This window comes from Streptomyces macrolidinus (assembly GCF_023887685.1).
GTDB lineage: Bacteria > Actinomycetota > Actinomycetes > Streptomycetales > Streptomycetaceae > Streptomyces > Streptomyces macrolidinus.
On sequence record NZ_JAMWMR010000034.1, the window covers coordinates 22987 to 42317 of the forward strand.

Annotated in this window: 15 protein-coding genes; 4 read left to right on the forward strand and 11 right to left on the reverse strand. The window is 71.1% G+C overall.

Going from position 1 to position 19331, the window contains the following annotated elements; translation table 11 throughout:
- Positions 1 to 51: 51 nt before the first annotated feature.
- Entirely contained in the window at positions 52 to 567 is a 516-nt protein-coding gene (locus NGF19_RS26800; RefSeq protein WP_252428140.1) for a hypothetical protein, read from the reverse strand.
- A 274-nt stretch (positions 568 to 841) separates the two neighbouring features.
- Here NGF19_RS26800 and NGF19_RS26805 point away from each other — a divergent pair, with 274 nt between their 5' ends.
- Entirely contained in the window at positions 842 to 3439 is a 2598-nt protein-coding gene (locus NGF19_RS26805) for an ATP-dependent Clp protease ATP-binding subunit (RefSeq protein ID WP_289738118.1), read from the forward strand.
- Here the strand turns inward: NGF19_RS26805 and NGF19_RS26810 are convergent.
- The 5 genes from NGF19_RS26810 to NGF19_RS26830 form a co-directional block, all read right to left on the reverse strand.
- The gene (locus NGF19_RS26810; protein WP_252428165.1) at positions 3352 to 3786 is read right to left on the reverse strand and encodes a cupin domain-containing protein; all 435 of its coding nucleotides are present in this window, start codon (positions 3784 to 3786) and stop codon (positions 3352 to 3354) included. The two genes, NGF19_RS26805 and NGF19_RS26810, sit on opposite strands and share 88 nt — an antisense overlap.
- Before the next feature lie 29 nt (positions 3787 to 3815).
- A complete protein-coding gene (locus NGF19_RS26815; protein WP_252428141.1) occupies positions 3816 to 4493 on the reverse strand; it encodes a response regulator transcription factor in 678 nt (225 codons plus the stop codon).
- Positions 4490 to 5818 carry a sensor histidine kinase gene (locus NGF19_RS26820; RefSeq protein ID WP_252428142.1) on the reverse strand — a complete coding sequence of 443 codons (1329 nt, stop codon included), beginning with the start codon at positions 5816 to 5818 and terminating at the stop codon, positions 4490 to 4492. Before NGF19_RS26820 ends, NGF19_RS26815 begins: the two co-directional genes overlap by 4 nt.
- Complete coding sequence (locus NGF19_RS26825) at positions 5815 to 6837, reverse strand: hypothetical protein (RefSeq protein ID WP_252428143.1); 1023 nt, start codon at positions 6835 to 6837, stop codon at positions 5815 to 5817. Before NGF19_RS26825 ends, NGF19_RS26820 begins: the two co-directional genes overlap by 4 nt.
- 85 nt (positions 6838 to 6922) lie before the next feature.
- On the reverse strand, positions 6923 to 7519 hold the full coding sequence (locus NGF19_RS26830; RefSeq protein WP_252428144.1) for a TetR/AcrR family transcriptional regulator: 597 nt from the start codon (positions 7517 to 7519) through the stop codon (positions 6923 to 6925).
- Between the two features lie 179 nt (positions 7520 to 7698).
- Between NGF19_RS26830 and NGF19_RS26835 the strand changes: the two genes are divergently transcribed.
- Together NGF19_RS26835 and galE are read left to right on the forward strand one after the other, a co-directional pair.
- Positions 7699 to 8715: an AF_0692 family protein gene (locus tag NGF19_RS26835; protein WP_252428145.1), complete on the forward strand. Its 1017-nt coding sequence runs from the start codon at positions 7699 to 7701 to the stop codon at positions 8713 to 8715.
- Between the two features lie 91 nt (positions 8716 to 8806).
- Entirely contained in the window at positions 8807 to 9802 is a 996-nt protein-coding gene (gene galE, locus NGF19_RS26840; protein ID WP_252428146.1) for a UDP-glucose 4-epimerase GalE, read from the forward strand.
- 202 nt (positions 9803 to 10004) lie between these two features.
- Here the strand turns inward: galE and ggt are convergent, their stop codons facing one another.
- Positions 10005 to 11798: a gamma-glutamyltransferase gene (ggt, locus tag NGF19_RS26845; RefSeq protein ID WP_252428147.1), complete on the reverse strand. Its 1794-nt coding sequence runs from the start codon at positions 11796 to 11798 to the stop codon at positions 10005 to 10007.
- A 117-nt stretch (positions 11799 to 11915) separates the two neighbouring features.
- Here ggt and NGF19_RS26850 point away from each other — a divergent pair, with 117 nt between their 5' ends.
- Positions 11916 to 12671 carry a hypothetical protein gene (locus NGF19_RS26850; protein ID WP_252428148.1) on the forward strand — a complete coding sequence of 252 codons (756 nt, stop codon included), beginning with the start codon at positions 11916 to 11918 and terminating at the stop codon, positions 12669 to 12671.
- A gap of 126 nt (positions 12672 to 12797) precedes the next feature.
- Here the strand turns inward: NGF19_RS26850 and NGF19_RS26855 are convergent, their stop codons facing one another.
- From NGF19_RS26855 to NGF19_RS26870, 4 genes are all read right to left on the reverse strand, one after another.
- Positions 12798 to 15572: an AAA family ATPase gene (locus NGF19_RS26855; protein ID WP_252428149.1), complete on the reverse strand. Its 2775-nt coding sequence runs from the start codon at positions 15570 to 15572 to the stop codon at positions 12798 to 12800.
- A gap of 186 nt (positions 15573 to 15758) precedes the next feature.
- Entirely contained in the window at positions 15759 to 16793 is a 1035-nt protein-coding gene (locus tag NGF19_RS26860; protein ID WP_252428150.1) for an alpha-ketoacid dehydrogenase subunit beta, read from the reverse strand.
- Between the two features lie 36 nt (positions 16794 to 16829).
- The gene (locus NGF19_RS26865) at positions 16830 to 17858 is read right to left on the reverse strand and encodes a thiamine pyrophosphate-dependent dehydrogenase E1 component subunit alpha (RefSeq protein ID WP_252428151.1); all 1029 of its coding nucleotides are present in this window, start codon (positions 17856 to 17858) and stop codon (positions 16830 to 16832) included.
- On the reverse strand, positions 17855 to 19081 hold the full coding sequence (locus NGF19_RS26870; protein WP_252428152.1) for a cytochrome P450 family protein: 1227 nt from the start codon (positions 19079 to 19081) through the stop codon (positions 17855 to 17857). Before NGF19_RS26870 ends, NGF19_RS26865 begins: the two co-directional genes overlap by 4 nt.
- Positions 19082 to 19331 lie beyond the last annotated feature (250 nt).

Below are 19331 nucleotides of genomic sequence, written 5' to 3' on the forward strand. Positions count from 1 at the left end.
GGTTCTTCAGAACCTGGATCAGAACCCGGATCAAGCCCCGGCTGAGGCTCTTCAGAGCCAGAAGACGACCGCGAGGGCGACCAGCACCCCGAGGGCGACGAGCCCGCCGAAGATCCCGGCGCCCGCGGCGATCTTCACACTGGTGGGCCGCTCCTCCCGCCAGCCCGCCTCCCGAGCGGCGCCCCGGATCAGCCGGTGGCCCTCGGCGGAGGAGAAGGTGTACTGCTCGCCGCCGACCGGGGTCCGGTACGACGTGGTGTACACGCTCCGGCCCGTGGACAGCGTCCTCCCCAGCCGCACCCCGCCGAGGCCCGCCTCGTACTCGACGGCACGGACGACATCCGTCAGCGTGAACACCCGTTCCTCCGGGCGCAGTTCGACGCGGTAGGTGTGCATCTGGGTGATCCGGCTGCGCGTCAACCGCTCCTGCCACTGCGGGACATCGATGTCCACGGTCAGCTCGAGCCCCCACTCCGTACGGCGCGTCCGATACGGCGTGCCCGCGGCGGCGGCCTCGATGCGGGCGGACAACTCCTCGGCGGCATCTGGGCCGTTGGATCCCCTCACAGGCACGCAGGGTAACAGCGTGGAGGTGGAGCGGCGCGACGGTCGGTGATCCCGGCCACGGGTCGCGGGCTGTGCCGGTGAGCGGCGGCCGACCGGCCGCCGCCCCCAGGGGCCCTCCTGAAGGTGCCCCCGGCAGGGGATCGTGCCATCGTGGTCTACGGGCGCCGCGCTCCCAGGGCCGCCTGTCCGGAGCTGCCCGGCCGGGAGATGTAACCGGGCCCGTCCGGGCTGCCCCCGCGTCGCGCCGGTACGTCGATCAGCGGAACGGATTGCCATGACCAGCGGGTTCAACGGTCCGCAGGGCTACGGCTCGGACCCCTTCGCAGAGTTCTTCTCCCGTATCTTCGGCACCGGGCCCCGTCCCGGTCCCCGCCAGATCGATCTCGGACGGCTGCTCAGCGAGCCGGCCCGGCAGCTCGTCGCCGGAGCTGCGCGGTACGCCATGGAGCACGGCAGCCGCGACCTCGACACCCAGCATCTGCTGCGCGCCGCGCTCTCCGCCGAACCGACCCGGAGCCTGCTCAGCCGCGCCGGAGCGGACCCCGACTCGATGGCGACGGAGATCGACGAGCGTTCCGGGCCGCCCCAGACCCCGCACCATCCGAGCGAGGCGCCGCAGCCGTCCTCGCTCTCGCTGACGCCCGCGGTCAAGCGCGCGCTGCTGGACGCGCACGAACTGGCCCGCGCGAGCGGCACCGGCTACATCGGCCCCGAGCATGTGCTCACCGCCCTGGCCGCGAACCCCGACTCCGCCGCCGGGCACATCCTGCACTCGGCCCACTTCGCGCCGCCCGCGAGGCCGCCCGAGGCGGGCGTTCACCCGGAGGCGCGTCCGGAGCGGGCACGTCCGCCGACGACCCCGACCCTGGACAAGTACGGCCGTGATCTGACCGACCTCGCGCGCCAGGGCCGGATCGACCCGGTGATCGGGCGGGACGACGAGATCGAGCAGACCATCGAGGTGCTGTCGCGCCGGGGCAAGAACAACCCGGTCCTGATCGGTGACGCGGGCGTCGGCAAGACCGCCATCGTGGAGGGGCTCGCGCAGCGCATCGCCGACGGCGACGTGCCCGACATCCTGCTGGGCCGCCGGGTCGTCGCGCTGGACCTGACGGGCGTGGTCGCCGGGACCCGTTACCGCGGGGACTTCGAGGAGCGGCTGAACAACATCGTCGGCGAGATCCGCGCCCACTCGGACGAGCTGATCGTCTTCATCGACGAGCTGCACACCGTCGTCGGCGCGGGCGGCGGCGGCACCGAGGGCGGGTCCATGGACGCGGGCAACATCCTCAAGCCCGCCCTGGCCCGCGGCGAACTGCACATCGTGGGCGCCACCACGCTGGTGGAGTACCGCCGTATCGAGAAGGACGCGGCGCTGGCCCGCCGCTTCCAGCCGATCCTGGTGCCCGAACCGACGGTCCCGGACGCCGTCGAGATCCTGCACGGACTGCGCGACCGCTACGAGGCCCACCACCAGGTGCGCTACACCGACGAGGCGCTCGTGGCCGCCGTGGAGCTGTCCGACCGCTATCTCACCGACCGGCATCTGCCGGACAAGGCGATCGACCTGATCGACCAGGCCGGGGCGCGGGTACGGCTGCGGGCGCGGACGAAGGGCACGGACGTACGGGCCATGGAGCGCGAGGTCGAGCAGCTCACCCGGGACAAGGACCAGGCGGTCACCGACGAGCAGTACGAGCAGGCCACCCAGTTGCGGGACCGCATCACCGAGCTGAAGACGCGGATCGAGCAGGCCTCCGGGGACACCGAGGCCGACGAGGGGCAGCACCTGATGGTCACCGCCGAGGCCGTCGCCGAGGTGGTGTCCCGGCTCACCGGCATCCCGGTCAGCCGCCTCACCGAGGAGGAGAAGAAGCGGCTGCTCGCCCTCGAGGAGCATCTGCGTCAGCGGGTCGTCGGACAGGAGGAGGCGGTCAGCGCGGTCGCCGACGCGGTACTGCGCTCGCGCGCCGGGCTCGGCAGTCCGGACCGGCCGATCGGCAGCTTCCTCTTCCTCGGTCCGACCGGCGTCGGCAAGACGGAACTGGCGCGCGCGCTCGCGGAGGTGCTGTTCGGCAGCGAGGAGCGCATGGTCCGGCTCGACATGAGCGAGTACCAGGAGCGGCACACCGTCAGCCGTCTCGTGGGCGCCCCGCCCGGATACGTCGGCCATGAGGAGGCCGGTCAGCTCACCGAGGTCGTACGACGGCATCCGTACTCGCTGCTGCTGCTCGACGAGGTCGAGAAGGCGCACCCCGATGTCTTCAACATCCTGCTCCAGGTCCTCGACGACGGTCGGCTCACCGACTCCCAGGGCCGGACGGTGGACTTCACCAGCACGGTCGTGGTGATGACGAGCAACCTCGGCTCCGAGGCGATCACCCGGCGCGGGGCGGGTATCGGGTTCGGGCCGGGCGGCGCGGAGGCGAACGAGGAGGCGCGGCGCGAGCAGATCCTGCGTCCGCTGCGCGAGCACTTCCGGCCCGAGTTCCTCAACCGCATCGACGAGATCGTGGTGTTCAGGCAACTGACGGCCGAGCAACTACGGCGTATCACCGATCTGTTGCTCGACCGGACGCGGCGGCGGCTGCATGCGCAGAACATCGACGTCACGTTCACCGAGGAGGCCGTCGACTGGCTGGCGCAGCGCGGCTTCCAACCGGAGTACGGCGCCCGTCCGCTGCGCCGCACCATTCAGCGGGAGGTCGACAACCAGCTCTCCCGGCTGCTGCTGGACGGCCGGATCGAGCGGCACAGCCGGATCGTGGTGGACGCCAAGGGTGGTCAACTGGCCTTCCGTACACAGCCGTCGGCGGCTGCGGAGGCGGGTGACGAGGCCGCCGCACCGGCCGAGCCGGGTGGTACCGCGTAGCCGGGTACGGACGGCCAGCGCACCGTCAGGACCACCGACTCCTCCTCCGCGATCCAGGAGTGGTCGACGCCGCGGCCCCACACGACGTAGTCGCCCTGCTGCTCCAAGAGGACGCTGCGGCCCGGGAGTTCGACGCGGAACCGGCCGCTGATGAGGACCAGGAGGGCGGTGCGCTCCTCGCCCCTCACCCACTGCGCGCGCTCGTCACCGGCGGGGTGGACACCCCACTTGATCTCCACGGCTTCGCTGTGGCGCGGATCGCCGGCGTCCTTGAAGTGACCGAGCAGCCAGCCCCGGTCCAGTGCCGCGTCCTTGCCCGCGTTGCCTACGTACACCGTGTCGTTCACGTCGTTCACGTCGTTCACGTCCTGGGACGCTAGCAGCCGCCCCGGTGGGCGCCGACGACGCCCGCCTCGTAGGCGACGATCACCGCCTGGGTCCGGTCCCGGGCGCCGGTCTTCGCCAGTACCGCCGCCACATGGGTCTTCACCGTGGCGGGGCCGACCTGCAGGCGCCGGGCGATCTCCGCGTTGGTCAGCCCGGCCGCCATGAGCCGCAGCACCTCGCCCTCGCGGCCGGTGAGCCGCGCCACCCAGGGCGGCGGCGCGGCGTGGGTGCGCGCATGTTTCTCGGCCAACGTCCGTACGGCGGAAGGGAAGAGCAGGGTGTCGCTGTGGGCGACCAGCCGTACGGACCGGACCAGTGTGTCGGCGTCCGTCCGCTTCAGCAGGAAGCCCGCGGCTCCGGCGCGCAGCGCGTCGTAGACGTAGGAGTCGTTCTCGAAGGTGGTGACGACGACGATCCGGGGCACCGGGTCGATGCGGGTGGCCAGGATCTGCTCGGTGGCCCGGATGCCGTCGATCTCGGGCATGCGGACGTCCATGAGGACCACGTCGGGCCGTGTCTCCCGGGTGACGGACACCGCCTCGGCCCCGGTCGCAGCCTCGCCGACGACGTCGATTCCGGGCTCGGCACGGAGGATGGCGCGCAAGGCGGTACGGACCATGCGCTCGTCGTCGGCGAGCACGATCCGGATGGGCGGTGAACTGCTCATACTGATCCCTCTGATCCCTCTGGTCCTTCTCGTCCCTCTGGTCCTTCTCGTCCCTCTGGTCCTTCTGGTCCCTTCATGGGCAGCCGTACGGACAGGCGCCATACCCCGTCGACGGGCCCCGCGTGCGTGATGCCGCCCAGCAGTCGGGCGCGGTCGGCGATGCCGCGCAGCCCGTGGCCGCCGCCGGGCCGGGCGCCGGGCGCGGCGGGCGCCGCCTCCATCGGGTTCTCGACAGTGATCTCCAACTGGCCTTCTGCGGCGACGAGTTGGACTGTGATCGGGACCTGTCCGCCCGCGCCCGCGTGCTTGAGCGCGTTGCTCAGCCCTTCCTGGACGATGCGGTAGGCCTCGCGAGAGATCATCGGCGGGAGGGACTCGGAATCGACTTCTATGCCGACGGTGATGTGCGCGCCGCTCGCGCGGGTGCGGCGCAGCAATCCGTCGAGGTCGGCCGCGAGCGTGGGCGCGGGGGCCTTGCCCGGCGTGTCGTCTGCGCGCAACACACCAAGTACGGCGTCGAGTTCGCCGACCGTGCGCCGGGTGGTGTCCTCGATCGCGGCGAGTGCCTCGCGTACGAACTCGGGATCGCTGTCGAGGACCCTGCGGGCGGCGCTCGCCTGGAGGGTGACGGCGCTGAGCGCATGGCCGACGGAGTCGTGCAGTTCACGGGCGAGCCGGTTGCGTACGGCGAGATCGGCGGCACGGGCCTCGGCGGCGGCCAGCCGGTCCTCGGGGCCGGGCCCGAGCAGGGCGGGCGCGCACCGGGCGAGCAGCGCACCGCAGCCCGCGGCGCAGGCGGCGAGCACGACCAGCATCATGGCACCCGCGACCGGCGCGAGCGCCAACGCCCAGGGTTCCTGGAGGACTTGGAGCAAGTCACGGCGCATGTCGCGCAGTCCGGGGAAGACCGGGATCACGATCAGTACCGCCGCGAACGGTGGCAGCGACAAGGTCATGCCCGAGACGATCCCGCCGAGGCCGAGGTGCAACGTGAACCAGGCCGCACACCGCCCCTTCGCGGCCCGGGTCCGCGCGGGCCCGTCGGCCAGGCCGTCGCCGTCCACACCGCACAGCGCACGCACCGCCGCCACCGACATGGGACGGGTCAGCGGGAAGGGAGAGGTGAGCGCGGCGAGCGGCAACGCTACGGCGAACGAGGCGAGTTGGAGAGGGAAGGTGGTGAACACGTCCTCTGAACCCTGCACCGCGCCGACGATCACCGTACCGACGAGGAAGTACGGCATGGCGAGCGCGCCGCCCAGGATCAGATGGACCCAGCGGCGGCGTGCCACGTGGCCGAAGAGCGGCCGGAGCAGTCGCTTCACGCGGCCCGCTTCGTCGCAAGGTCCTCGGTCGCACGCCCGGCCGAGACCCCGGCCGAGGCCCCGGTCGAGCTCCCGGCTGAGCGCCCGGCGGCGAAGCGGGCGACCAGGGCGGCCACGAGGAAGCCGACGAGCATCTGACCGGCATAGGTGAGGTGCATCAGCGTCGTGGGCCGGTCTGCGGAGTCCGCCACGGCGGTCAGCGAGGCCAGTACGAGCCAGCCGCCCCAGCAGGCCAGGACACCCGAGCCGACCCACGCGAGTGCGAGCGCCGCCGCCACCGGCACCCTGCGCGCACGGCGGAAGGCGAGCAGACAGGCGCCGAGCACGGCGGCCAGGGCGAAGCAGACGAAGGTGGCTTCGAGGACGTAGAAGTCGGTGTCCCGGTCGGCCACGCGGCCCGCGTTGAGTCCGGCGGTGCTGCCGCACGCCCACATCATGTGTGTCACGAGGGGGAACAGGGCGAGGACGCATGCCGTGACGGCGCCCGTCTGCCGCGCCGACGCACCCGATTCATCCGGCAGTTCCCCCATCCGCCCCCGCCACACGTGTCCCCAGCGGTCACGGGCGTAGAGCAGGAACAGCGTACCGAGGGCCAGTCCTTGCACGATGAAGCCGGTGTAGACGACCCCGAACACCCACGCGTGGAGGAACGGTTCGCTGCCGCTCCCGGACGGCTCGCTCACCGTACCGTCGAGGCCGCGCAGGAGCAGATGGAGCGGGAAGCCGGTCATGATCGGCACGAGCAGCCCGGTGGCCACCCACACCGGGAACACCAAGGTCCAGGCGGGCACGCGCAGCCCCCAGGGGCGGGTGAGCAGCACCGCCAGCAGGATCACGGCGGCGTCCATCAGCACGGTGAGGCTGTTGACGGCGGCCATCCTCGCCCGGTGCTCCAGCAGCGGGCTGCCGGACGGGATACCGACGTGACTGCCGGAGATCCAGGCGACCTTGAGGCCGAGGTACGGCAGACAGGAGGCGACAGCCACGGAACACAGCACACGGCGGGGCGACTTGATCATGCCACCACGCTCCCCGGCGAGCGCCCGCGGGACATCCTGCACCGTGATGAGCCGTCTCCGCCGCGCGGCGGAGACAGGTGTCCGACTAGGTGGCCTGGAGGAACCTGCGCAGGATGAGGCGGAGGGTGGCCACCTGCTCGGTCGGGTCGAATCCCGGGGTCGTGGCCGCGCTGGTGTAGAGCGTGGCGATCAGGGCCAGGACCCAGGTCGCGGTGTCGTTCGGGTCCAGGCCGGGGTCGATCTGACCGGCGTCGGCGGCCTTCGTCAGGAGGGCGGCGATGGCCGCGTGCTCGTCGGCGTTGCCTCGGCTGAGCAGCGCGTCGAGTTCGGCGTCGCGGTACGCCTGGACCATCGCCTCCATCACCAGCGGTGGGGCCAGGGGCTCCGCCGCCGGGGCGGCGAGGAAGTCCACGAGTTCCATCAGCGCGTCCCAGGGGTCGTCGGCGGCCAGCGCCTGCGCCAGGCGTTCGGCCTTGTCCTCTCCGTCGTCCTCGAACACGGCGAAGAAGATGGCCCGCTTGTTGGGGAAGTAGTGGAAGAGGTTGCCCGCGCTCATGCCCGCGGCCTTGCAGATCTCGGCGGTCGTGGTGCGCTCGAAGCCCTTCTCGGCGAACAGGGATGCCGCGACGCCGAGGATGTGCCGTCGACGTGCCTGATGCTTGGCCGGGTCGACCGTCCTCATGGCGTCCTTCCTGACTGAGCCCCGACTGAGTTCTGCCTGACCGGGCCCTGCCTGACTGGATCCTGCCTGACCGGGTCCTGAGGACATCACCTTACCCAACCACCTCCATTAATAGACCGAGCACTCGGTTTATGGTTAGCCTCGTAGTCATGACCCACCCTCCTAGGGAAGGAACAGCCATGCCCCCTGCCCGAAAGCACCCACTGCCGCGCAGACTCGCCCCGGTAGTGGGCCTGTTCGTGCTGTCGCCGATCTGCGCCGAGTACCTCATCGGCTACGACCAGATCGTCGGCCACCCCTGGGAGCTGCTGACCGGTCTGCTCTTACTCGCCCCGCTCTACGGCGCACCCGCGCTGCTGATCCGCGAGTTCACCCGCCGAACCGGGCGCGGCTGGCCGACGATGCTGCTGCTGAGCGCGGCATTCGGCCTGATCCTGGCGGGACTTGTCGATCAGAGCCTGTTCAACCCGGACTTCTTCGATGACCCGTCCTGGGCCCAGGAGCGCACACCCACCCTCGTCCCCGCCCTGGGCATCAGCGTCGGCCACGTACTGAACTTCCTTGCCGGGCACGTGATCTGGAGCTTCGCCGCACCGATCGCGGTGGTCGAGGCATGTGCCCCGGACCGGGCGGACGAGCCGTGGCTGGGCAAGGTCGGTACGAGCGTGGTCGTCGTGCTGTATCTGTCGGCGGCCCTGGTGTTCCACCACGAACTCACCCGCAACTTCTCCGCTTCCCCGGCGCAGTTGGGTATCACGGCTGCGATCGTGCTCGCTCTGGCCGTGGCCGCCTTCGCCCTACCGCGCCACCGCTCGCCCCTCGCCGAGCGGGCACCCTCCCCCTGGTTGCTTGCAGGCGCCGCTGTCATCCTCCTGACGGCCCATCAACTGGTGCCGTCCACCTGGCTGGGCAGCGCCATGGACGTACTCGTGCTCGTCTCACTCGGCGGCCTGCTGTGGTGGTGGTCGGCCCGGAAGCAGTGGAACCGCCTGCACACCCTGGCCGTGGGCGGCGCCGCCCTGGTGGTCAACGCCGCGCTGTCCTTCGTCGTCGACCCCCTCGGTCAGGTGTCCTACACCGCCAAGTACGCCGCCAACACGGTCCTGATGCTGATGGTTCTGGCCCTGCTCGCATGGGCCCGACACCGCGTACGCGCGGCGGCGTCCACCACACCCGCCCCACAGCCGCTCCGCTAGCCTTGCTGCCACGTGCCGACTCGTTCCGGAACGGCCGGAACTGCCGGAACTGCCGGAACGGCCGGGAAGAGATACCGGGAAGAGATACATCGTGACTGTTCTGATCGCCGGTGGAGCCGGTTACATCGGAAGTACCGTGGCCTCGGCCTGTATGGACGAGGGGATCACCCCGGTGATCCTCGACAGCCTCGTCAGCGGCCGTAGAGAGTTCACCGACGGGCGGGCCTTCTACGAGGGTGACATCCGCGACGGCGCCCTGATCGACCGGATCTTCTCCGAACACCCGGACATCTCCGCCGTGGTGCACTGCGCGGCGCTGATCGTGGTTCCGGAGTCCGTCGCGGACCCCATCGGCTACTACGAGGCGAACGTCACCAAGAGCCTGGACTTCGTCCGGCATCTCCGCAGGAACGGCTGCGACCGCCTCGTCTTCAGTTCCTCGGCCTCCATCTACCGGGCCGACGACGGCTCCTCGGTCGACGAGGACTCACCCCTGGGACCGCAGAGCCCGTACGCCCGGACCAAGGCCATGTGCGAGGAGATGTTCGCGGACATCGCCGCGGCCGGACAGATGCGCGTACTGTCGCTGCGCTACTTCAACCCCATCGGGGCGGACCCGAAGATGCGTACGGGGCTTCAACTCAAGCGCCCGAGCCATGCGTTGGGGAAGATGATCCAGGCGTACCAGGAGGGCACGGCCTTCCCCGTCACCGGGACCCACTACCCCACACGCGACGGCACGGGCATCCGGGACTACGTGCACGTCTGGGATCTGGCCGCGGCCCATCTCGCGGCGATCGACCGCTTCGACGCCCTTCTCACGGAGGCGCGGCCGTCGCTGGCGATCAACCTGGGCACGGGCTCGGGCACGACCGTACGGGAGTTGTGCGCGGCCTTCGACCGGGTCGCCGACACCCCGCTCGTCACCGTGGACGCGGAGCCGCGCCCCGGTGACGTCGCCGGCGCCTGCACCAAGAGCGACCGGGCCCGGCAACTCCTCGGCTGGACCCCGAAGTTCTCCCTTGAGGAGGGCATCCGGGCCTCCCTGGACTGGATCCGGGTACGCGACGAGATGCTGAAGGACTGACTCCCTTCCTGCACCCTGCCCTCGACGCGAGGTCGCTCACGTAGGAATGAACCCCGGCCACCAGGCCGGGACATTCCCCGGACACACGGGTGCGGGACAGGAGTCCACCGTGGGAATCCCCAGGAGCGCCCCCGCGCGGAAGTCCGTCCGCCAGAGTCCGGGCTTCCGCACCTCCGGTACCGGGCTACCCCCTCTCAGCCCGTCAGCCCGTCGGATCCACGACCATCGCCGAGCCACCGCCACGGCGTACCGTCTCGGCTGCCGCCAGCCACTTGCCGTTCGGGAGTCGCTGGACGCCGGTGGTCGCGCCGATCTCGGGGTTCGGGGTGAAGGAGTGGCCGATCGCCTCCAGTCGGCCGCGGAGCGCGCTGTCGTAGAGGGCGGGTTCGAGTTCTGTCTTCGCCGCGTTGCGCTGGCTGGCGCGGGGCGCGGCGATCGCGTCGACCAGGGGCAGATGCCGGTCGAGGAAGCCGGTCAGGGTCTGGAGCACGGTGGTGATGATGGTCGCGCCGCCGGGCGAACCGAGCGCGACGACCGGGCGGCCCTGCTGGTCGAGGACGATCGTCGGGGAGATCGAGGAGCGCGGGCGCTTGCCCGGACCGGGCAGGTTCGGGTCGTGGACGGCCGGGTTCGCGGGGGCGAAGGAGAAGTCCGTCAGCTCGTTGTTGAGCAGGAAGCCACGGCCCGGGACGGTGATGCCGCTGCCGCCGGTCTGCTCGATGGTGAGCGTGTAGGAGACGATGTCGCCCCACTTGTCGGCGACCGTCAGATGCGTGGTGTTCTCGCCCTCGTACGTAGTCGGGGCCGCCGTGCCCCCGGTGCCGCAGCGCACCGGATGGCGCGGGTCGCCCGGCGCCAGCGGACTGGTCAGTACCGCGTCGTTCTTGATCAGGCAGGCGCGTGAGTCGGCGAACTTCTGCGACAGCAGTTCCTTCGCCGGTACGTCCTCGAAGGCCGGGTCGCCCACCCAGCGCCCGCGGTCCGCGAACGCGATACGGCCGGCCTCGATGAAGTGGTGCAGGTACTGCGCCTCGCTCGCCTTCGAAAGGTCGGTCTTCTCCAGGATGTTGAGCGCCTCACCGACGGTCGTACCGCCGGACGAGGAGGGGGCTATGGAGTAGACGTCGAGACCGCGGTAGGACGTCTTCGTGGGCGCCTGGAGCTTGGCCCGGTAGGCCGCGAGGTCGCGTGCGGACAGCTTGCCGGGGCGGGCGTTCCAGCCCGAACGCGGGTCCACCGGCGGCTTGTTCACGGTGGCGACGATGTCCTTGCCGAGGTCGCCGTGGTAGATCGCGCCGATGCCCTTCTTGCCCAGCTCCTCGTAACTGCGGGCGAGATCGGGGTTCTTGAAGGTCGAGCCGACGACCGGGAGCGCGCCGTGGGGCAGGAAGAGCTTGGCGGTGTCCGGGAAGGAGCGGAAGCGGGTCTCGTTGGCGGCGGTCTGCGAGCGGAAGGTGTCGTCGACGGTGAACCCGTCGCGCGCGAGCCGCTCGGCCGGCTTGAGGACCGTGCCCAGCCGCTTGCTGCCCCACGCGTCCAGGGCCTTCTGCCAGGTGGCGGGCGTGCCCGGGGTGCCGACGCTCAGCCCGCTGGTGACGGCGTCGTCGAAGGCGAGGGGCTTGCCGTTCTCCAGGAACAGCCCGGAGTCCGCGGTCAGCGGCGCGGTCTCGCGGCCGTCGATGGTGCGCACCGTACGGGACTTGGCGTCGTAGTAGACGAAGTAGCCGCCCCCGCCGATGCCGGAGGAGTACGGCTCGGTGACGCCGAGCGCGGCGGCCGTGGCGACGGCCGCGTCCACCGCGTTGCCGCCCTTCTTCAGTACCTCGATACCGGCGGCGGTGGCGTCCGCGTCGACGCTCGCCACGGCGCCGCCGTATCCGACGGCCACCGGCGCCTTCGCCGGGGTCCGGGCGGACGACGGCGGCGCCGCTCCCACCGACACCACGGCGGTCGTGACCGCCAGCACCGCGAGACTCCGTGCGACAGGGTGACGCATTCGTACCTCCAGTCGACGTCCGTCCACGCAGCGTAACCGCATTGCCGGGGTCACGACAGTCCGTGCCGAACAGAGGCCGCACAGAGGCAGCACAGAGGTGCACTAGCATGCGCGCCCATGAACGACGACGTACTCAACATCATCCTGGGTCTGGTGGCCACGGGCATCAGCGCCGGGCTGGGCTGGATATCCCGGACCTACCTGTGGAACCGCAAGCTCCGCCGTCAGCAGGCGTTCCTCGGACTGCCGGAGAACGCGGAGTCCCTGCTCGTCGTCAACCGCGACCCGTCCACCTCCGAACCGGCCGTGCACCGCTTCGATGTGTTCGCCCTGCTGGAACTGGCCGCACTGATCAAGGACTGCGGGGCCCATATGCAGATGGTGACCCAGGACAACGTCCAGCAGAGCTTCGGGGAGCGCACCGAGTTCTGTGTGGGCGGGCCCGGTTCGAACCGGCGCATGCTGGCCCATATGGCGGCGATGCTGCCCGGTGTGCGGGTCAACGTCGCCCCGGATCCGGGTCCTGACCAGGGCGCCTTCCAGATCGGCAGTGAGCGCTATCGCATGGAGCCCGGTGTCGCGGAGTACGTGATGCTGGCCCGGCTCACCGCGGGCGAGCGGCGCGAGGCGCGCCCGGTGTTCCTCTTCTGCGGGCAGCGGGCGATCACCAACCAGGCGGCGACGCGCTATCTCGCCCGCAACCATGAGCGGTTGGCCCGCAAGTACGGCGCCAACTCCTTCGTGCTGCTGCTGAAGGTCGTCAACTCGCAGGCGTACGGGCCCGATGTGGTCGAGCTGGTCTCGGATGTGACACGGGCGGCACAGGCGCCGCTGCCGACCGCCACTTCCCGCACGTCGCACCGCGCACCCTGAACTCCCCCTCTCCTTCCTTCCTCTCACACGGGTGTCGTGCGGGGTGCCGCATCCCGGATGTCGGCTCGCGTAGACGTCGCTGATGCCGTGCTCGGCCATGAGACCGACCGCCCAGCGCGCTGGTGGTCAGGCGGTGTCGGACTGGTCCTGCGCCAGGTAGGCCGGGAGGTCCACCCGCCGGGTCACGTTCAACTTCCGGTAGACGCGGGTCAGATGCTGTTCGACCGTGCTGACAGTAACGCAGAGCCGACGCGCTACCTGACGGTTGGTCAACCCACGGGCGGCCAGCGCCGCGACCCGCCGCTCGGCGTCGGACAGCCGGGCGACGTCCTCGCCGCCCGGCAGTTCCAGTTCGGGGGGAACCGGCTTGGCCTTGAGCCTGCTGCGTCCGGGCAGGCTCTCCTCGGCCAACGGGTACGCGCCGCAGGCCCAGGCCATGTCACTGGCGAGGCGCGCGGTCATCCTGGCCCGGTCGTTCTCGCCCATGGACTGCTGGTGGCGGCTCATGCAAGCCAGGGCGCGGGCGTGTTCGAGCCGGTCGCCGCTCTCGTGCAGCAGGTCGACCGCCTCCGCGTGGAAGCGTTCGGCCTGCTGCCCGTCCACGGCCTCGGCCAGCACGCGCAGGGTCAGCCCCCGGGTGCGGATGTGCCCGGGGCGCAGCAGGGCGAGCTGCGACTCGGCGAGCACCCGGGCCTTCTGCCGGTTGCCAAGCCGCAGGTAGACCTCGGCGGCGGAGGTGCGCCAGGGCACGATGGAGGGCTGGTCGAGGTTCCAGCTCCCCAGCAGTTCGCCGCAGAGCATGAACTCGCCGAGCGCGGCGTGCAGTCGGCCGGTGGCCAGCCAGTAGCGGCCCCTGGCGTGCATGTACTCCACGCCGGGCCGGGAGTCGAACATCGTGTCCGGCACAGGCTGCCGCAGCACCCGCTCGGCCTGTTCGTAGGCGCCGACCTCGGTGCAGGCGAGCAGCAGGGAGGAGAGCGGTGCGCCGACGACGAGCCCCCAGCTCTCCGGCTGGGCGTGGGAGAGCGCCCGTTCGGTCCGGGAGCGGGCCGTGGGCAGGTCGCCGCAGCGCAGCGCGACCAGCCCCCGGATGGCGGCGAAGACGGCCTCCCAGCCGGGTGACCGGCGTTCCACCGCTGCGGCCAGCAGCTCGTCCGACCAGCGCAGGGCGCGGTCCAGCCGATCGGCGTAGACGAGGGCGAGCAGGGCCGCCTCCACCGCCTCGTACGTCTCCTCCGACAGCCGACTGCTCTGGAGGATCTGCTCGGCCTGCGCGACGCTCGCGTCGTCGGGGCCGCGGTGCAGCACCCGACTCTGGGCCTGGAGGGCGGTGTAGCGGGCGGCGAGGCGGACCTGGACGGGGCCGCGGTCGATGTCGGCCTCCGGAGGCAGGGACTCCAGGAGCGGGGGGCAGAGTCCGGCCAACCACATCCGGGTCATGGCCAGCTCCAGGTTCTCGGACTCGGAGCCGACCCGCAGTTTGGAGAGCGCGTCGGCCGCCTCGGGCAGCCGCCCGTACCAGACCAGGCAGCGGATGAGCGGGAGGACGGGCTGGCCGGGTTCCAGGCCGCTGCCGAGGAGCTGGTCGAAGAGCGTGAGAGCCCGGGTGGTCATGTTCGGGTTGCGCCGCCAGGACGCCGCCACCAGGTGAGGGGCGAGGCGGGCCAGTTCGGCGTTGTCGGTACTGGAGCGCACGGCGAGTTCCAGGAACCGGAAGGCGTCGTCGAGCCGGTCTTCGAAGAGGGCCTGCTGCGCTCCGCGCTCCAGCAGGGGCAGCGTCCAGGTGCCGTTGGTGAGGTCGCCCGCGAGGAGGTGGCGGGCCACCACGTGCTCCTCCGCACCGGCCTGGTACAGCAGCTCGGCTGCGGCGCCGTGCATGGCGGCCAGGTCGGCGGTCGGCAGCTCCTGGAGGGCGGCTTCGCCGATCGCCGGATGCCGCAGGGCGCCGTCGCCGTCCAGCAGGCCGATGGCGGCCAGTTCCTGAAGGTCGCGTTCGACGGTCTGGCCGGTGGCCCCGGTGAGCCGTTCGAGTAAGGCCGGGTCGGCGTGGCCGAGGACCGCCAGCCAGCGCGCGGTCTCCAGGACGCCGCCCTCGGTGCGGTGCAGGCAGTCGAGGACGGCGTGGGCGAAGGCGCCGCCAGGTATCGGCGCGTCGTCGTCAAGGGCGGGGAAGCTCGCGCTGCGGGCGGCGTCCCGGTCCTGGATGAGGGCGCGGACCAGGAGCGGATTTCCACCGGTCGCCGCGTGGTAGGCCGGGGCCAGGCGTCGGGCGCTCGCCGATTCGTAGTGGGCGGTGAGGACGCTCTCGATGCCGCTGGGAGGCAGCCCGGCCAGCCACATGTTCCGGCAGTGCCGCTGGCGTATCAGTTCGGCTCTGAAGGAGCGGTAGTCGGCGTGGTCGGCGCGCGTGTAAGAGCGTTCGGTGACGACGAACCCGGTGCCGTCCTGGTCGGAGTGGGCGACGCAGTGCCGCAGGAAACGCAGGGACGCGGTGTCGGCCAGCATCACGTCGTCGATGACGAGCAGCGGTTTCCGGCGCACCGCACCACGCAGCCAGTCGTGGAGGGTGTACGTCTCGTCCGCCTCCAGGGTGACGCGGCCGTGCGCGGCCCGCTCCGTCACGGCGTCCAGCACCGCCCGCGCGGGGGCGGTGTCGACGTCGCCGCCCTCGGCACTGCGCACCAATTGACCCACCACCCCCAGCGGCAGGTCTCGCTCGCCTGGCAGGGCGCGCGCCGCCCATACCGGGACGTTCCGCTCGGCCGCGAGCCGTAGGAGTTCCCTCAGCAGTTCCGTCTTCCCGCTGCCGGCCGGCCCCGAGATCACGGCCAGCGCGCCCTCCCTGGCGGAGGAAGCGTCAAGTACCGCCCTTAAATGGGCTGTTTCCGTCTCGCGCTCCACCAGATACAAATCCGAGCACCCCCACTCGTCCAGGTGCCGACCTCTTCGGCGCTCCCGTTGATCACTCTAACCAGCTCTTGTGACAACGCAGAGTGCCGATTCAGTCTCCGAGTGACCGCCTCCGATCGAAAGTCACCGACCTGGCCTGGCGTTTCGGTGGGTGCGGGGCCCGTCTGCGGGGCGCGTTCAGTAGGGCCCGACGAACCCCTTCATGACGTGTTCCATCCGGGGCCCGTTTCCGGGCTCCTCACCCAGGAGTTCGAGACAGGCGTGGAGCACGGACTCGGCCCCGGGGTTGAACGCCTCCTCCAGCGGCCAGGACACCGGCGCCGGGCAATCGGCCAGGGTGACGCGGCGTACCGGGGCGCGCAGCATCCCGGGGTCGTGTTCGGCGACCACCGCCGCCACTTCGGCCGCGAGCCCGTACCGGGCCCAGCTGGTGTCGGCGACCACCAGGCGTCCCGTGCGGGCGACGGACTCCAGGATCAGGGCGTCGTCCAGCGGGCGGATGCTGCGCACGTCGACCACTTCGGCGCGCACCCCGCGCAGTGCCAGCGCGTCGGCGGCCCGCTCGGCCTCGTGGACCATCAGCGAAGCGGCGACGACGGTGACGTCGGTGCCGGCGCGGGCGATCCGGCCCTTGCCGAAGGGCACGGTGAAGGGTTCCTCGGACACCTCGCCGGTCAGCTCGTACAGGCCCCGGTTCTCCAGGATGACGACCGGGTCCTCGGACCGCAGGGCGTTCATCAGCAGTCCCTTGGCGTCGGACGGGGAGGCCGGGGTGACGACGTACAGGCCGGGGAAGTGGCCGAAGAGGGACTGAAGGCTCTGCGAGTGGGTGGCGCCCTGGCCCCAGCCGCGGCCCACGATGCCGCGCATGACCACCGGCGCGCCGCCCCGGTCGCCGAACATGTAGCGCCACTTGGCGGCCAGATTGAAGATGCCGTCCATGGCCAGGAACATGAAGTCGTCGCGGGTGTGGACGACCAAGGGGCGCATGCCCGTGGTGGCGGCGCCCACGGCAATGCCCGCGAAGGCGTTCTCGCCGTTGGGGATGTCCCTGACCCTGGCGGGTCCGAAACGGGCGAAGGCGTCCGTGGTGGTGCCGTAGACGCCCTTGTGGTCGTCGACACCCTGGCCCGCGACCACGATGCGGGGGTCCGCCTCCATGGCCTGGACGGTGGCCTCGCCGATGGCCTGAAAGTAGGCGATCTTGCGCATTGGCTGTTTCTCTCTCCTGGCCTGCGGCCGGTTCGGTCAGGTGGCGTAGGTGCCGGTGAGCAGGTCGGAGACGGCGGGGAAGGGGCTCGCCTTCGCCGCGTCGATCGCCGCGTTCACCTCGGCGCGGGCCTGTCGGGTCCAGGTCGCGACCCGGGCGTCGATGCCGGGGTCGGTGGCGCGCAGTGCCTCGGTGGCGCGGCGGACGGGGCAGCGCCGCATCCAGGACTCCACGTCGGCGGCGGGGCGCACGCCCTGTTCGTGGTCCCGGTTCGGGCCGACGTGCTCGCGCCAGCGGTAGGTGTCCAGTTCCAGGAAGTACGGCCCCCGGCCCTCGCGGCAGTGGCGCACCGCCTCGCGTGCGGCCTCGTGGACGGCGACGACGTCGTTGCCGTCGAGGCGGCGGGCGGTGATGCCGTAGCCGCGGGCCCGGTCGGTGATGCTGTGGCCCGCGGGCTGCCGGGCGGCGAGCCCGGAGGAGAGGGAGTACTGGTTGTTCTCACATACGTAGAGCACCGGGAGCCGGTGCAGGGAGGCGAAGTTGAGCGACTCGTGGAAGACGCCCTCCTCGGAGGCGCCGTCGCCGAAGAAGGTGACGGCGATCCGGCCCAGCCGTCCCTCGGTGCGGTCGAAGGGTTCGGCGAAGGTCCAGGCGGCGCCGGTGGCGACGGCGATCATCTCGCCGAGGATCGCGGAGGACGCGCCGAACCCGGCCTCGAGGTCGGTGAGGTGGACCGAGCCTCCGCGACCGGCCGCGCATCCGGTCCGCCGTCCGTAGAGTTCGGCGACCATGGCGTCGAGGTCGCCGCCCTTGGCGAGGTACTGGGCGTGGCAGCGGTGACCGCCGTAGACGAGGTCCTCGCGGCGCAGCGCGGCGCACACACCCACGGCGGTCGCCTCCTGGCCGATGGAGAAGTGCACGGGGGTGCGCATCTCCTGCTCGTCGCGGTAGACGTCGCCGATGGTCTCCTCGGCGACGCGGATGCGCACCATGGCGTGCAGCAGGTCGGCGAGGTCGGCCGGGCCGTCGTCCTGGCGCGGCGTCCGGGGCTGTTCCACGGGGCTCATACGGCGGGCTCCTGCGCGGCGGCGCGTGCCGTGCTCCACTGCACGGGCAGCGCCTTGAGACCGCGGATCATCATGTTGGGGTACCAGACCAGGGCGTCCGGGTCCGCGCCGAGCCCGAGGTCGGGGAAGCGCTCCAACAGGGAGCCGACGGCGATCTGGGCCTCCAGGCGGGCCAGCGGGGCGCCGGCGCAGTGGTGCAGACCGTACCCGAAGGCGAGGTGCCCGCGGGCGTCGCGGCGGACGTCGAAGCGGCTCGGTTCGGGGAAGCGCGCGGGGCAGCGGTCGGCGTCGGCGAGGACGACGAGCACGGAGTCGCCCGCGGGGACGACGGTGCCGCCCAGGTCCACGGGCTCGGTCGGGAAGCGGTAGGTGGCGGTCTCCACCGGGCCCTCATAGCGCAGCATCTCCTCGACGGCGCCCTCCAGGAGCGTCATGTCGGAGCGCAGGGCGCCCAGTTGATCGGGGTGAGTGAGCAGGGCGTGCACACCGTTGCCGATCAGGTTGACGGTGGTCTCGTGCCCGGCGATCAGCAGGATGAAGGCCATGCCGACCAATTCCTCGGACGACAGTTTCGAGCCGTCCTCCTCACTGGTGCGCACGAGTGCGCTGAGCAGGTCGTCGTCCGGCTGCCGGCGCTTGTCGGCGATGAGTCCGGTGAGGTACTCCGTCATCCCGGTGAGGGCGCGGTCCCGGTCGTCGGCGCCCTCGGGGAAGACCAGTGTGTCGGTCCAGCCGCGGAAGGCCGAGCGGTCCTGCTCGGGCACGCCGAGCAGTTCGCAGATCACCGTGATCGGCAGGGGCCAGGCCAGGGCCTCGATCAGGTCGGCCCGGCCGTCGGGGCTCAGACTCATCGCGTCCAGGAGATCGTCGACGATCTGCTGGATGCGCGGGCGCATCCGTTCGATACGGCGCGCGGTGAACTCGCGGGCCACGAGCTTGCGAAGCCGGGTGTGACGCGGCGGGTCGGACTCCAGCATGTTGCCCGCGACCTCGGCCTCGGCGTCGTTCAGCATGGTGGAGGAGTTCACCCAGTCCTTGCTGAAGCGGGGGTCGGTGAGCACCGCGCGGGCCTGCTCGTGCCCCACCACCAGCCAGACGTCCTCCCCGTCGGGCGTGTGCACCTTGTGCACGGGGCCCTGGGACCGCATGCGGGCGTACGTCGGGTAGGGGTCGAGGGTGAACCGGTCACCCAGGGCGGCCAGATCGAGCACCGGGGCAGGCACCGCCGCCCCCTCTCCAGCATTCACTGTGCACTCCTATGGTGGGAGTTCTTCTGGAAACGTCACGCATTCGCTCGCCGGGTGCGGACCTTGGAGCAGACCGGCAACTCCCGTATTCCCGGGCGGCATTCAAGCATCATCACAAGGCGACTCCGGAAGGAATACTTTGCGGCCGGATGTGATCTGAAGCACACAGGGCTCTCTTGTCGGGCCGTGGGACGCGGATTAGAGTCCCTCGGGAATCGACCGCCAC

Excerpts from the sequence above, each read along its gene's own strand:
- NGF19_RS26805 (WP_289738118.1), top strand. The coding sequence starts at position 842 with ATGACCAGCGGGTTCAACGGTCCGCAGGGCTACGGCTCGGACCCCTTC.
- NGF19_RS26815 (WP_252428141.1), bottom strand. The coding sequence starts at position 4,493 with ATGAGCAGTTCACCGCCCATCCGGATCGTGCTCGCCGACGACGAGCGC.
- NGF19_RS26825 (WP_252428143.1), bottom strand. The coding sequence starts at position 6,837 with ATGATCAAGTCGCCCCGCCGTGTGCTGTGTTCCGTGGCTGTCGCCTCC.
- NGF19_RS26830 (WP_252428144.1), bottom strand. The coding sequence starts at position 7,519 with ATGAGGACGGTCGACCCGGCCAAGCATCAGGCACGTCGACGGCACATC.
- NGF19_RS26835 (WP_252428145.1), top strand. The coding sequence starts at position 7,699 with ATGCCCCCTGCCCGAAAGCACCCACTGCCGCGCAGACTCGCCCCGGTA.
- ggt (WP_252428147.1), bottom strand. The coding sequence starts at position 11,798 with ATGCGTCACCCTGTCGCACGGAGTCTCGCGGTGCTGGCGGTCACGACC.
- NGF19_RS26850 (WP_252428148.1), top strand. The coding sequence starts at position 11,916 with ATGAACGACGACGTACTCAACATCATCCTGGGTCTGGTGGCCACGGGC.
- NGF19_RS26860 (WP_252428150.1), bottom strand. The coding sequence starts at position 16,793 with ATGCGCAAGATCGCCTACTTTCAGGCCATCGGCGAGGCCACCGTCCAG.
- NGF19_RS26865 (WP_252428151.1), bottom strand. The coding sequence starts at position 17,858 with ATGAGCCCCGTGGAACAGCCCCGGACGCCGCGCCAGGACGACGGCCCG.